The organism is Stenotrophomonas sp. STEN033 (assembly GCF_056856655.1).
The window spans coordinates 21,969-34,297 of record NZ_JBXFWM010000048.1 but is presented as its reverse complement, the minus strand read 5'-3'; the positions used below and the strand labels follow the sequence as shown (position 1 = coordinate 34,297).

The window sequence follows — 12,329 nt, the reverse complement described above, 5'->3', positions numbered from 1 at the left end:
GGCCCCCCCACAACCGGTGGGTTAGCCGGTGTGCCCCCAGTGATCTCCCGCCCCAGGGTCGGGGGGGTCATGTCGGGAACCCCCATGGGCGAGTTGGGCGCGCCACTACGTTGCTGCGTTGGGGCGTTACCGGGAAAGCCTCTGCCGAGCATGGCTCGGCACTACGTTGCGGTGCTGGGGCCTTACCGGGAAAGCCTCTGCCGAGCATGGCTCGGCACTACGTTGCGGCGCTGAAGCGTTACCGGGAAAGCCTCTGCCGAGCATGGCTCGGCACTACGTTGCTGCGCTGGGGCATTACCGGTAGAGCCTCTGCCGAGCATGGCTCGGCACTACGGTGTGGTGGCGTGTGTTTAGTTGCGCGGCGCCATCGCCAGGATTGCCAGCTGCTGCTGCGCTTCTTCATTGCCGGCTGCGGCGGCAGCCTGCACCTGGGCCAGGTCGGGGTGCTGCACCACCAGTAGCGGGTACTCGCATTCGGGGCAGGCGTATTCGGTCTGCTCGTCGTGCAGCTCCATTTCCATCTGCCGTGAGCTGCCTCTCCATTCGCAGGCGGGGCAGTTGTGCACGTCCTCGCGCCAGCCGGTCTGGTAGTAGTCGTTGACGGTGACGGTCATGGGCAGGGCCTGAAACAAGGGCGGGGAAGTGTAGCCCGGGTAAGCGTGAGCGCACCCGAGAGTTCTTCGCGGGAAGCCCCGGGTGCGGTGGCCCTTACCCGGGCTACGGTGCCGCGATCAGTGCAGCAGCACCAGCGTGGCCAGGCCGAGGAAGGTGAAAAAGCCCATCGAATCGGTCACTGCGGTCAGGAAGATGCCGCTGGCCAGGGCCGGGTCGAAACCCAGCCGCTTCAACGTCAGCGGCACCAGCACGCCGGCCGATGCGGCAAACAGCAGGTTGAAGGTCAGTGCGATGGCGATCACCAGCGACAGCCCTGGCATGTGGAACCACGCCAATACGATCAGGCCGAGCACCGTGCCGAGTACGACGCCGTTGAGCAGGGCCACACGCAGTTCTTTCCACAACAGGGTGCGGGCGTTGGAGGCGCCCACCTGGCCCAGCGCCAGACCGCGGATCATCAGCGCCAGCACCTGGGTGCCGGCATTGCCGCCGAGGCCGGCGACGATCGGCATCAACACGGCCAGCGCCACCAGCTTGTCGATGGTGCCTTCGAAATGACCGACCACGCTGGAGGCGAGGAAGGCCGTGCACAGGTTCACGGACAACCACATCAGGCGCCGGCGCATGGCGCGCCAGACCGGGCTGAACAGGTCTTCGTCCTCGTCCAGACCGGCCGCGCCCAGGGCCTGGTGATCGGCCTGGCCGCGGATGATGTCGACCACGTCATCGATGGTGATGCGGCCGATCAGGATGTTGTTGTCATCCACCACCGGTGCCGAGACCCAGTCATGGTCGGAGAATTGGCGGGCCACTTCGTCGGCGCTTTCGCCGACATCGATGGCCGGCTGTTCGTCGTCGATCAGGCGGTTGATCGGGGTGGTGTCTTCGTGGGTGACCAGCGAGGCCAGTGACAACCGGCCCAGGTACTGGTGGCGACGGCTGACCACGAACAGGTGATCGGTGTGGTCGGGAAGCTCGCCACGCAGGCGCAGGTAGCGCAGCACCACGTCGACGTTGACGTCGGCGCGCACGGTGACCACGTCCGGGTTCATCAGGCGGCCGGCGGTGTCCTCCGGATAGGACAGTACCTGCTCGAGCCGCTCGCGGTTCTCGCGGTCCATCGACTTGAGCACTTCGTCGATGACGGTGTCGGGCAGGTCCTCGACCAGGTCGGCAAGGTCGTCGATGTCCAGGTCTTCGACCGCGGCGATGATCTCGTCCGCGTCCATGTCGGCCAGCAGGCTTTCGCGCACGTCTTCGCCGACATGCACCAGCACCTCACCGTCATCCTCGGCATCAACCAGGCCCCACACCACTTCGCGCTTGCCCGGTGGCAGCGATTCGAGCAGGTTGCCGATCTCGGCCGGCGACAAGGTGTTGACCAGGCGGCGCACCGGCCCCAGGCGGCCGCTGTCCAGTGCATCGGAAAGCAGGCGCAGCTGGCGTGCAGTCTTGTCGTGGCGTACGGCTTCGGCCATGCGCAGCTCCCGGTATGGTGATGGCCGCTGTCCGTGGCGGCAGGCGCCATCGGCGTGTTTAGCCCGCCATTATCACGTGCGATGCGCGGGCTTGCATATAACCGGTGTTACCGGAATCAGTTTCCGGCGACGCCGGCGATCCAGCGTTCAATGCCGCGGCGGTCGCGTGCAGCCAACAACTGCGGGGCCTGCAGGCGCAATGCGCTCAGGTCCACCTCACGGATGGCGCGTCGCACCTCCAGCAAGGTGGCCGGGTGCAGGCTGAACTCGGTCAGGCCCAAGGCTAGCAGCAAGGCTGTCATATGCGCGTCACCGGCCATTTCACCGCAGACCGCGACCGGCGTGTCATGCCGCTGCGCGGTGTCGATCACCTGCCACAGCAACCGCAGCACCGCCGGATGCAGCGGCGAGTACAACTCGGCCACGGCGTCGTTGTTGCGATCGGCGGCCAGCAGGTACTGGACCAGGTCATTGGTGCCTATCGACAGGAAGTCGACCTGGTCGATGAAGGTCTCCAGCGCGATCGCCGCTGCAGGAACCTCGATCATCGCCCCGACCGGGATGCTCTCGGCCACTTCGTGGCCGTCATTGCGCAGGGTCGCGGCCAGCCGCGACAGTCGCCGACGCACTGCCATGATTTCCTCACGGGTGGTCAGCATCGGCACCAGGATGCGCAGCGGGCCGTAGCCGGAGGCACGCAGGATCGCCCGCAACTGGGTGTCGGAGACTTTCGGCCGGGCCAGCGACAGGCGTACGCCACGCAGGCCCAGCGCCGGGTTTTCTTCGCTGCTGAGTACCAGACCGGTGCGATCGGCCTTGTCCGCGCCCAGGTCCAGGGTGCGGATGGTGACCGGGCGGCCGCTCATGCCCAGCACGGTGTCGCGGTAGACGCGGAACTGTTCTTCTTCGTCAGGCAGCTGGTTGCGCTGCATGAACAGGAATTCGGTGCGGTACAGGCCCAAGCCGCGGGCACCCAGTGCATGTGCCTGGGCGACGTCGTCATGCGATTCGGCATTGGCCAGCAAGGTGATTTCCACGCCATCCAGGGTGCGCGTGGGCTTTGCCCGTAGGCGGCCGAGTTCGCGTTGTTCGCGGGCCAGCTCGCGTTGGCGCTCACGGTACTGGCGCAGCTCGCTCGGGCCCGGGTCGACCACGATCTCGCCGCTGCCGCCATCCAGGATCAGCACGTCGCCATCGCTGACTTTCTGCAATACCGCGCTGGCGGCCACCACCAACGGCATGTGCAGGCTGCGGGCGAGGATGGCGCTGTGCGAGAGCACGCTGCCAGCGCTGCTGACGATGCCGACCACGCCTTGCGATTGCAGCTGCGCCAGTTCCGAGGGAGCAACGTTCTCGCAGACCAGGATTTCGCCGGCCAGGCCCTTCATGGTGGTGTTGCGCTTGTGCAGGAAGGACTGGATGCGGCCGATCACGTGGTCCAGGTCGTCCATCCGGCTTTTCAGGTAGGCATCTTCCATGCCTTCGAATACCTGCGCCAGGCGGTCGCGCTGGATGCGCAGGGCATGGCTGGCGCTGTAACGCTTGCTGCGCACCAGCTCGTCCAAGGCGGTCAGCAGTTCGGGGTCGTCCAGCAACATGGCGTGCAGGTCGAGGAATTCGCCGACTTCCGCCGGCAAGGCGCCCTGCAGGCGGGTACGCAGTTCACGCATTTCCTGGCGCGCGGCATCGGTGGCGCGGTGCAGGCGTTCCAGTTCGTGCTCGACCGCGGCGGCGGCGACACGCTTTTCACCAATATCCTGCACGTGCGGCAGGCGGACGCGGGCACGGCCCAGCGCGGTGCCACGGGAAGCAGGCAGGCCCAGTAAACGGGTCACCGCTGCCGGCTCCACGCAAGGGCTGCACCAGCGGGCGCGGCCTGCGCCATCAGTTGTCCTCGTCGAAACGGCGCTCGAACAGGGCGGTGACGGCCTCCAGCGCGGCAGCCTCGTCCTCGCCATCCACGCGTACCGTGACCGGCGTGCCTTGTGCGGCAGCCAGCAACATCACGCCCATGATGCTCTTGGCGTTGACCTCGCGGCCCTTGGCCACCAGCGTGGCATTGGCGCGGAAGGCGGACAGCACCTGCACCAGTTTGGCGGTGGCGCGGGCATGCAGGCCCAGCCGGTTGGAAACAATGAGTTCTTGTTCAAGCATCGTCGGTGATGACTCCGTTGCGAGCGCCCGCCGCCGCAGTGGCGGGCAGTTGGTCCAATCCCTGTTCCGGATAGTTCATTACCCGCAGCAACATCGCCAGACTCAATCCCGATACACGCCGGGTCGGGGTGCCCAGGCGGGCCAGCTTGCCGGCGAGATTGCTGGGGCTGGCGCCATAGAGATCGGTCAGTATCAACACGCCGCCTTCGCCTTCCACCCGCCGCATCGCCGCCGAGGCGGCGGGCAGCAGGGCATCCAGGTCGGCGTCGAAAGGCACTTCGAACGCTTCTGTCTTCAGCGGCAGTTGCCGCAACAAGGCGGTCGTCACTTCCAGCAGGGAAGTGCCGACACCGGTATGAGTTACTAGGAGAATGCCGCAGGTCATCCCTGAACGTTAACAGGTCAGGCCAAGTCCGCGATAGCGCTTAAATCTGTCTTCTGTGTGCCATTCAGGGCATGCGCGGTGATTGCGCAGGCGCGTGTTCAATCCTGCTCGCGATGGAAGGTGGCCACGTCCTGCCAGCCCTGCTCGCGGGCATGCCGGGCCAGTCGTTCGGCCAGATAGACCGAACGGTGCTTGCCGCCGGTGCAACCGAAGGCCACGGTGACATAGCTGCGGGTTTCGCTGCCCAGTTTGGGCAGCCAGGTGTCGAGCAGGTCCTGCAGCTGGCTGACGTAGCGCACCACCTCGGGCTGGGCGTCCAGGTATTCGCGGACTTCGCGGTCGCGCCCGGTCAGTGAGCGCAGTTCCGGGTCCCAATGCGGATTGGGCAGCACCCGTGCATCGAAGACGAAATCGGCTTCGGCGGGCACGCCGCGTTTGTAGGCGAAGGATTCGAACAGCAGCGACAACTTGCTCTCGTGGCTGAGTGCGAAATCGGTGATGACACGGCGCCGCAGCTGGTGCACGTTGAGGCGGGTGGTGTCGATGATGGCATCGGCCTCGCGGCGCAGCGGCGCGGTCAGTTCGCGCTCGCGGCTGATGGCTTCGGGCAGGGACAGGCCCAGATGGCTGAGCGGATGGCGGCGGCGGGTATCGGCATAGCGCGCCAGCAGGGTGTCGTCATCGGCTTCGAAGAACAGCAGACGCGCTTCAATGCCGTAGTCCAGCGCAGTCTTGCGCCAGGCCGCCAGTTGGCTCAGGTCGCTGCGGCCGCGTACGTCGATGCCGACAACCAGTCGCTGCGGTCGGTTTTCCTCGCGTTCGCCGAGCACGCCGCGCACGAACTCCGGCAGCAGGTTGACCGGGATGTTGTCCGAACAGTAGTAGTCCAGGTCTTCAAAGGTCTTCAACGCCACCGATTTGCCCGAACCGGACAGGCCGCTGACGATGATCAATACCGATGCAGGGTGTGAACTCATGGACTACGTTGCTCCAGCAGGTTGCTATGGCGGGCGATGAACATCGCCGCCGGATCGATGCCCTTGGTGCGCAGGATGTGCAGGCGGGTGGCGGCCTCGGTCAGCACCGCGAGGTTGCGACCAGGCATCACCGGCAGGGTGATCAGCGGCACGTCCAGGTCCAGTACGTGGCGTTTGCCCGAATCGCCGGTCAGGCGCTCATAGCCATAACTGCTGGGTTCGGTCATCGGCTTGGTCAGGTGGACGATGAGGCGAAGGTACTTGTTCTTCTTTACAGACGTGTCACCGAACATCTGGCGCACGTTCAGCACGCCCAGCCCGCGCACCTCCAGCAGATCCTGCAGCAGTTCGGGGCAGGTGCCATCGAGCACGTCGGGGGCGATCTGGGTGAATTCGGGGGCGTCGTCGGCGACCAGCCGATGACCGCGAGAGAGCAGCTCCAAGGCCAGTTCGCTCTTGCCTGAGCCGGCCTCGCCGGTGATCAGTACGCCAATGGAGTAGATCTCCATGAATACGCCATGCAGGATGACCCGTGGCGCCAGCGTGCGGGCCAGGTGGTAGCTGAGGTGGTTGAGCAGTTCGTGGCCGCGGCGCGGCGATACCCACAACGGGGTCTGCGATTCGTCCGCGGCCGAGCGCAGGTCCTCCGGGCAGCCATGGCTTTTGGTGATGACCAGCGCCAGCGGTCGCGCCTGGATGATGCGCTCGATCACTTCCCAGCGCTGGCGTGCGTCCAGTGAATCCAGCCAGGTCAGTTCCTCGGTGCCGAGGATCTGCACTTTGTTCGGGTAGATGGTGTTGAGATAGCCGGCCAGCGAGGGCCGCCGCGAGACGGTATTGCCCGCCTCCAGTTCGCGTTGCGCACCGGCATGGCCGGCAACCCAGCGCAGGTCGAGTTTCTCGCGCTGCTGGTCGAAGAGTTCCTGGGCGGTGATGCTGGTATTCATCCGCTGCGCGCCTGTTGCGGGTTGATGATGATGTTCCTGAGGGTCTGTGCGTCGGGGGCCACGCGCAGCGCCTGGCGGATGTCGGCGTCGGAAAAGATCTCCGCCAGCTCGGACAGCAGCATCAGGTGTTGATGGGTGTAATGGGCGGGCACGGCCATCGCGAAGACCAGGTCCACCGGTTCATCACCGCCGAAATCGACGGGCTCCTGCAGACGGAGCAGGGCGCCGCGGGGTTCCTGCAAGGTGTCCGAGCGTCCGTGGGGAATGGCGATGCCATGGCCGATGGCGGTGCTGCCGACGCTCTCGCGTTCGCGCAGGCTCAGGAACAGGCTGTCCGCGCCGGCCTCGCGGCAGGCAAGCAGGCGGGAGGCGGCAATCAGGGTGCTGTCACGATCAGCGGCCGCAAGTACCTGGGTACTCACGGCCGCCATCAGGTCGGTCAACGGCATGTTGGCTTACGGCTGGGTATAAAGATCAGCCATTGTCGCGCAGAGCATGCGATGCGTGGGGAAGATGCTTTTCCTTGTGCTTTATGACCAGTCGGTCGAGCTTGTCGGCCAACACGTCGATGGCTGCGTACATGGTGGTTGCAGCGGCATCGGCGTGCAGGGTGCGCCCGGGTAGATTCACCGTGGCGACGACGAGGTAGTCAGGCTTGCGGGTGGACAACTGGACGCGGACTTCGCAGTGCTGGTCGAAGTGCCGACCCAGCCGTTCCAGCTTTGTTTCCACGTATTCCTTCAGGGCAGGCGTGACTTCAACTTGCTGGCCATACGTCTCGATACGCATCGGATTCCTCCTGTGGTTCGGGGTTGCCTAGATGAACCCTGCGCTGCCCAACGAATGCTTCAGACGATGCGGACGCGTTCGTGAGAGGCACAGATGTTCATGGCCTCACGATACTTCGCAACGGTGCGGCGCGCTACCGGTATGCCACTGGTTTTGAGCATTTCAGCCAGCTTGGCGTCAGAAAGCGGTTTGCGCGGGTTTTCCGCATCGATCAGGTTGCGGATCATCGACTGGATGGCGGTGCTGGAAGCCTCGCCGCCGCCTTCGGTATCAATGCCGGAGGCGAAGAAGGCGCGCAGCGGCAGGGTGCCGCGCGGGGTACGCACGTACTTGCGGGCGATGGCGCGCGAAATGGTGGATTCGTGCAGTTCCAGCTCGGCGGCGATTTCACGCAGCGTTAGCGGACGCAGGGCCTGTTCGCCGAATTCCAGGAAGCCGGCCTGGTGGTGCAGCAGGCTGTTGACCACGCGCAGCAGGGTTTCCCCACGGGCTTCCAGGCTTTTTAGCAGCCAGCGCGCTTCCTGCAGCTGTGCACGCAGATAGCTGGCGTCGGCGTCACCGCAGCGACGGATCAATTGTTCGTAACCGCGATTGATGACGACCCTGGGGCCGGCATGACCGGCCAGCGCGCAGCGCCAGATGCCGCGCTGGCGCCAGACCACGCAATCGGGCACGACATAGGTGTCCGAGGTCATCTGTCCCAGTTGCTTGCCGGGGCGCGGGTCCAGCGAGCGCAGCAACTGCACGGCTTCTTCCACGTCGGCGGCAGGCTGCTTGAGTTCCTGGGCGATGCCGGCAATGCCGGCGCGCGGCAGGCGCTCCAGTGGGCCATCGGCGATGCGGCGGGCCAAGTCCAGGGCAGGGGTTTGGCAGGGCAGCACGTCCAGCTGCAGGCGCAGGCATTCGCCCAGACTGCGCGCGCCAACGCCCGCTGGATCGAAGCGCTGGATCTGGCGCAGCACCGCCATGATCTCGTCTTCGTCGGCGTGGATTTCCGGCAGCAGGGTCTGCGAGATTGTCGACAGCGGCTCGCGCAGATAGCCGTCTTCATCCAGGGCATCGATCAAGGCCACGCCGATGGCGCGATCGACGGGGCCAAGATGGGTCAGGTGCAGCTGCCACAGCAGATGATCGGCGAGGGTGTCGCCATCTTCGGCCTGCTCGCGCTCGCCGTTGTCACCCTCATCGTCGAATGAACCGGAGCGCGCGCTGCTCCAGTCTTCATCGCCGCCGTCCCAGTCCTCGCCCTCGGCATTGATGTCGCCTTGCGCGGGATCAATCGGGGCATCGTCGTTGGCGCTGCTCGTCGGCGCATCGTCGCCGTCGTTGGTTTCGGTGTTTTCCGCCCATTCCAGCAGTGGATTGGTTTCCACTGCTTCGGTGAGTTCCAGCTCCAGCTCGGTGCTGGACATCTGCAGCAGCCGTATGGCCTGACGCAACTGCGGCGTCATCACCAGGCTCTGTCCCATCGATGTCTGCAGCCGAGCTTTCATGCCTGTTCCGTTCGGGTAGGGGCACGACGTGGCGCTGCGACTCAGAGGGTGAAGGCGTCCCCGAGGTAGACACGGCGCACATCGGTATTGGCCAGCAATTCTTCCGGTGCCCCCTGCGCCAGTACGCTGCCCTCAGCGAGGATATACGCACGGTCGCAGATTCCCAAGGTTTCGCGCACATTGTGATCGGTGATCAGGACACCGATGCCGCGTTGCTTGAGGTGGGTCACGATGCGCTGGATCTCGCCGACCGAGATCGGGTCGACGCCGGCAAACGGTTCGTCGAGCAGGATCAGGCGTGGCTTGGCTGCCAGCGCACGGGCGATTTCGCAGCGGCGGCGTTCGCCGCCGGACAGGCTCGCGCCGGTCTGATCGGCCACATGGCTGATCTGCAGTTCTTCCAGCAGCGAGGACAGTTCGCGTTCGCGGCCGGCATTGTCCAGGTCCTCGCGCAGTTCCAGCACCAGGCGGATGTTGTCGGCCACGCTGAGCTTGCGGAACACCGACGGCTCCTGCGGCAGGTAACCCACGCCCAGCTTGGCGCGCTCGTACATCGGCTCGGAGGTGATGTCCTTGCCGTCCAGCACAATGCTGCCGGCATCGGCGGCGACCAGGCCAACGATCATGTAGAAACAGGTGGTCTTGCCGGCACCGTTGGGGCCGAGCACGCCGACCACTTCGCCGGCATCCAGGGTCAGCCCGAAGTTCTTGACGACTTCGCGGCTCTTGTAGCGCTTGCGCAGGCCTTGGGCAACGAGCATTACTTGTTGTCTCCCGACGCCGCTGCTGCCGGCGCCTTGTTCTTGGGCTGGATCACGGTGCGCACGCGGGTGCCGTCGCCACCGCTCTGCATCGCGCCGCTGCGGGTGTTGTAGACCATGCGCTGGCCGGCGTTGGTGCCGCGCTCGGATTCAACCTTGTAGTTGCCGGTGAGCACGATGACTTCGGTGGCGACGTTGTAATCCAGGTTGTCGGCGCGGGCATTCATCCAGGTGTTGTCGTCCATCTGCTGCTTCAGCGTGGCCTGCTTGCCGGTCAGTACGACGCGCTCGGTTTCGCCGTTCTTCTGGATGACGTCGGCGGTATCGGCATGGATTTCCAGCGTGCCCTGGGTGATGACCACATTGCCGCTGAAACGGCACTTGCCATTGTCACCGACCATGTTGCAGTCGCTGTTGGTCGAATCGATGGTCATCGCCTGGTTGCGGTCGGACGACTTGGCCCACGCCATGCCGGGTGCGAGCAGGGCGGCGAGCAGGGTGATCGACGCGAGCTTAGCGGGCAGCATTGGGTTCATAGCGGGTCTTGACCTGGGAAAGGAGAGAATACTGCTGGGATTTGAGGTTGGCACGGAAGCCGACACCGGTCTGGGTGAGGCCAGGCCGGGTCACCGTGACGCGACCATCGGTGCGCGCCAGATTCTGCTCGGTCAGCACGTCCAGCGCATCGGTGCGGAAAGTAGTGGGAGGCGTCCTGCCATCATTGGGGCTGTCGCCGGCAACACTGCCGCGCAGGCGCAATTCCTCGCCCTTGGGGCTGACCCAGCCGGTATCGGCGCGCAGTTCCCAGTGCTGTCCGGCGGCATCGGGCAACAGGAACAGGGGCTTGCTGATGGTCGAGGTCTGGTCGGCGCGGTTGCGCGCCATCGAGGGCGCGCGCAGGGTCACCGACTCGTGGCCTTCCTTGTCCAGGGTGACGATTTCAAAATCGGTCAGGGTGAAGTCGGTGCTGCCTTCTTCGATCGCGGTGGGGGCGGTGCTGGCGCGGTTGCGCCATGCCGACCAGCCGGTGAGCAGTGCTGCCAGCAACAGGCCAATACCAAGAAGCGAGCGCCAGCTCATCAGGAAAACCTCGCCAGTACAGCGTCCAGCTTGCCTTGCGCGGCCAGCAGTACGTCACACAGCTCGCGCGCCGCGCCACGCCCGCCCTGGGCACGGGTCTGCCAATGCACGCGTTCGGCGATCCAGGGATGGGCATCGGCCGGTGCCACCGCCAGGCCCACCGCACACAGCGGTGCCAGGTCGGGCAGGTCATCGCCCATGAAGGCAACCTGGTCCAGGCCGATGCCGTGCTGGTCGCACAGGGCGCGCACGCTGGCCAGCTTGTCGCCCACCGCGATCTGGGTGTCGATGCCCAGGTCAGCGCCGCGGCGCTGCGCCGACAGGCTGTTGCGGGCGGTGATCAGCACCGGGTGGATGCCATGCTGCTGCAGCAGTTTCAGGCCCAGGCCGTCCTGCACGTAATACGCCTTGCTCTCGTTGCCGGCGTGGTCGTAGAACAGGCGACCGTCGGTCAGGGTGCCGTCCACGTCAAAGCAGGCCAGGCGGATGCTGCCGGCGGTGGCGTGCAGGTTGGCGGGGAAAAGCGCGAGCGGCGAGTAGGGCATGGGCAGGCAGTATCCGTTGCGGCAGGTCGGGCGTTGGCCCGAGGCCGTTGATTGTGCGGGGTTCAGACGACTTTTGCCCGCAACAGGTCATGAATGTTCAGGGCGCCGACGGGGTGATTGTCGCCGTCGACCACGATCAAGCCATTGATCTTGTGGGTTTCCAGCAGGCGCGCGGCTTCGGCGGCAAGCTGGTCGGCACCGATGGTGCGCGGGTTGCGGGTCATCACCTGGGCGATGCTGGCGGTGCGCACGTCCAGGTCGGTGTCCAGGGCGCGGCGCAGGTCGCCATCGGTGAACAGGCCAACCAGCTTGCCCTGCGCATCGACCACGGCAGTCATGCCCAGACGCTTGCGGCTCATTTCCATCAGCGCCTGGCTGAGGCTGGCGTCGTCACTGACGCAGGGCAGGTCGTCGCCGGCATGCATCACATCGGTGATGTGCAGCAGCAGGCGCCGGCCCAGGCTGCCGGCCGGGTGCGAGCGGGCGAAATCGTCGGCGGTGAAGCCGCGCGCGTCCAGCAAGGCCACGGCCAGCGCATCGCCCATCGCCAGCGAGGCGGTGGTGCTGGAGGTCGGGGCCAGCGCGAGCGGGCAGGCCTCGTGGTCGACGTTCACGTCCAGATGCACGTCGGCGGCCAGCGCCAGGCTGGACTGGGGCCTGCCAGTCATGGAAATCAGTGGGTTGCCCTGGCGCTTGAAGACGGGCAGCAGGGTCAGTACTTCATCCGATTCGCCGGAATAGGAGAGCGCCAATACCACGTCATCTTCGGTGATCATGCCCAGATCGCCGTGCCCGGCTTCGCCCGGGTGCACATAGAACGATGGCGTGCCGGTCGAGGCCAGGGTTGCGGCGATCTTGCGCGCGATATGCCCGGATTTGCCCATGCCGGTGGTGACCACGCGGCCGCGCGAGGCCAGTACCAGGCGGCAGGCGGCGGCGAATTCGGTACCGATGCGGCCGCCCACCCGGTCCAGTTCGTCGCGCTCGATCTCGAATACACGGTGACCACTGGCCACCAGGTCGGCGTCGCGCAATGTAGCCAGGGAAAGCGGGGAAGCAGCCATACGGATGCCACTCGGATAGTAGAATGGGGGTTCATTTTATT

Annotated in this window: 15 protein-coding genes; all 15 read right to left on the bottom strand. The window is 65.5% G+C overall.

Annotated elements, in window-relative coordinates:
• Positions 1-350: 350 nt before the first annotated feature.
• Positions 351-614 (bottom strand): hypothetical protein, encoded by a 264-nt coding sequence (locus AC1VXC_RS15150; protein ID WP_481539052.1) that lies wholly within the window; start codon positions 612-614, stop codon positions 351-353.
• 117 nt (positions 615-731) lie between these two features.
• A complete protein-coding gene (mgtE, locus tag AC1VXC_RS15145; protein ID WP_303749141.1) occupies positions 732-2,093 on the bottom strand; it encodes a magnesium transporter in 1,362 nt (453 codons plus the stop codon).
• A gap of 116 nt (positions 2,094-2,209) precedes the next feature.
• Positions 2,210-3,928, bottom strand: a complete 1,719-nt coding sequence (gene ptsP / locus AC1VXC_RS15140) for a phosphoenolpyruvate--protein phosphotransferase (RefSeq protein ID WP_481539053.1) — start codon at positions 3,926-3,928, stop codon at positions 2,210-2,212.
• A 49-nt stretch (positions 3,929-3,977) separates the two neighbouring features.
• Positions 3,978-4,247: an HPr family phosphocarrier protein gene (locus tag AC1VXC_RS15135; RefSeq protein WP_481528373.1), complete on the bottom strand. Its 270-nt coding sequence runs from the start codon at positions 4,245-4,247 to the stop codon at positions 3,978-3,980.
• Entirely contained in the window at positions 4,240-4,632 is a 393-nt protein-coding gene (locus AC1VXC_RS15130; protein WP_313170341.1) for a PTS sugar transporter subunit IIA, read from the bottom strand. Before AC1VXC_RS15130 ends, AC1VXC_RS15135 begins: the two co-directional genes overlap by 8 nt.
• Before the next feature lie 98 nt (positions 4,633-4,730).
• Positions 4,731-5,609: an RNase adapter RapZ gene (gene rapZ / locus AC1VXC_RS15125; RefSeq protein WP_313170343.1), complete on the bottom strand. Its 879-nt coding sequence runs from the start codon at positions 5,607-5,609 to the stop codon at positions 4,731-4,733.
• Positions 5,606-6,556 carry an HPr(Ser) kinase/phosphatase gene (gene hprK, locus AC1VXC_RS15120; protein ID WP_313170345.1) on the bottom strand — a complete coding sequence of 317 codons (951 nt, stop codon included), beginning with the start codon at positions 6,554-6,556 and terminating at the stop codon, positions 5,606-5,608. The genes rapZ and hprK overlap by 4 nt, the downstream gene beginning before the upstream one ends.
• The gene (locus AC1VXC_RS15115) at positions 6,553-7,005 is read right to left on the bottom strand and encodes a PTS sugar transporter subunit IIA (protein WP_313170347.1); all 453 of its coding nucleotides are present in this window, start codon (positions 7,003-7,005) and stop codon (positions 6,553-6,555) included. The genes hprK and AC1VXC_RS15115 overlap by 4 nt, the downstream gene beginning before the upstream one ends.
• Before the next feature lie 25 nt (positions 7,006-7,030).
• Positions 7,031-7,345: a ribosome hibernation-promoting factor, HPF/YfiA family gene (gene hpf / locus AC1VXC_RS15110; protein WP_057628895.1), complete on the bottom strand. Its 315-nt coding sequence runs from the start codon at positions 7,343-7,345 to the stop codon at positions 7,031-7,033.
• A gap of 59 nt (positions 7,346-7,404) precedes the next feature.
• On the bottom strand, positions 7,405-8,838 hold the full coding sequence (locus AC1VXC_RS15105) for an RNA polymerase factor sigma-54 (protein WP_313493176.1): 1,434 nt from the start codon (positions 8,836-8,838) through the stop codon (positions 7,405-7,407).
• A 41-nt stretch (positions 8,839-8,879) separates the two neighbouring features.
• Positions 8,880-9,599, bottom strand: a complete 720-nt coding sequence (lptB, locus tag AC1VXC_RS15100) for an LPS export ABC transporter ATP-binding protein (RefSeq protein ID WP_313170352.1) — start codon at positions 9,597-9,599, stop codon at positions 8,880-8,882.
• Positions 9,599-10,135 carry a lipopolysaccharide transport periplasmic protein LptA gene (gene lptA / locus AC1VXC_RS15095; RefSeq protein WP_313170354.1) on the bottom strand — a complete coding sequence of 179 codons (537 nt, stop codon included), beginning with the start codon at positions 10,133-10,135 and terminating at the stop codon, positions 9,599-9,601. The genes lptB and lptA overlap by 1 nt, the downstream gene beginning before the upstream one ends.
• Positions 10,113-10,679, bottom strand: coding sequence for an LPS export ABC transporter periplasmic protein LptC (gene lptC, locus AC1VXC_RS15090; RefSeq protein WP_313170355.1), 567 nt, complete (start codon positions 10,677-10,679; stop codon positions 10,113-10,115). The genes lptA and lptC overlap by 23 nt, the downstream gene beginning before the upstream one ends.
• Entirely contained in the window at positions 10,679-11,224 is a 546-nt protein-coding gene (locus AC1VXC_RS15085; protein WP_481539054.1) for a KdsC family phosphatase, read from the bottom strand. The genes lptC and AC1VXC_RS15085 overlap by 1 nt, the downstream gene beginning before the upstream one ends.
• 62 nt (positions 11,225-11,286) lie before the next feature.
• The gene (locus AC1VXC_RS15080; protein ID WP_313170358.1) at positions 11,287-12,288 is read right to left on the bottom strand and encodes a KpsF/GutQ family sugar-phosphate isomerase; all 1,002 of its coding nucleotides are present in this window, start codon (positions 12,286-12,288) and stop codon (positions 11,287-11,289) included.
• Between the last annotated feature and the right edge of the window lie 41 nt (positions 12,289-12,329).

Bases quoted from the DNA above. Each gene is read 5' to 3' on its own strand.
- AC1VXC_RS15150 (WP_481539052.1), bottom strand. From the start codon at position 614: ATGACCGTCACCGTCAACGACTACTACCAGACCGGCTGGCGCGAGGAC.
- mgtE (WP_303749141.1), bottom strand. From the start codon at position 2,093: ATGGCCGAAGCCGTACGCCACGACAAGACTGCACGCCAGCTGCGCCTG.
- AC1VXC_RS15135 (WP_481528373.1), bottom strand. From the start codon at position 4,247: ATGCTTGAACAAGAACTCATTGTTTCCAACCGGCTGGGCCTGCATGCC.
- AC1VXC_RS15130 (WP_313170341.1), bottom strand. From the start codon at position 4,632: ATGACCTGCGGCATTCTCCTAGTAACTCATACCGGTGTCGGCACTTCC.
- rapZ (WP_313170343.1), bottom strand. From the start codon at position 5,609: ATGAGTTCACACCCTGCATCGGTATTGATCATCGTCAGCGGCCTGTCC.
- hprK (WP_313170345.1), bottom strand. From the start codon at position 6,556: ATGAATACCAGCATCACCGCCCAGGAACTCTTCGACCAGCAGCGCGAG.
- AC1VXC_RS15115 (WP_313170347.1), bottom strand. From the start codon at position 7,005: ATGCCGTTGACCGACCTGATGGCGGCCGTGAGTACCCAGGTACTTGCG.
- hpf (WP_057628895.1), bottom strand. From the start codon at position 7,345: ATGCGTATCGAGACGTATGGCCAGCAAGTTGAAGTCACGCCTGCCCTG.
- AC1VXC_RS15105 (WP_313493176.1), bottom strand. From the start codon at position 8,838: ATGAAAGCTCGGCTGCAGACATCGATGGGACAGAGCCTGGTGATGACG.
- lptB (WP_313170352.1), bottom strand. From the start codon at position 9,599: ATGCTCGTTGCCCAAGGCCTGCGCAAGCGCTACAAGAGCCGCGAAGTC.
- lptA (WP_313170354.1), bottom strand. From the start codon at position 10,135: ATGAACCCAATGCTGCCCGCTAAGCTCGCGTCGATCACCCTGCTCGCC.
- lptC (WP_313170355.1), bottom strand. From the start codon at position 10,679: ATGAGCTGGCGCTCGCTTCTTGGTATTGGCCTGTTGCTGGCAGCACTG.
- AC1VXC_RS15085 (WP_481539054.1), bottom strand. From the start codon at position 11,224: ATGCCCTACTCGCCGCTCGCGCTTTTCCCCGCCAACCTGCACGCCACC.
- AC1VXC_RS15080 (WP_313170358.1), bottom strand. From the start codon at position 12,288: ATGGCTGCTTCCCCGCTTTCCCTGGCTACATTGCGCGACGCCGACCTG.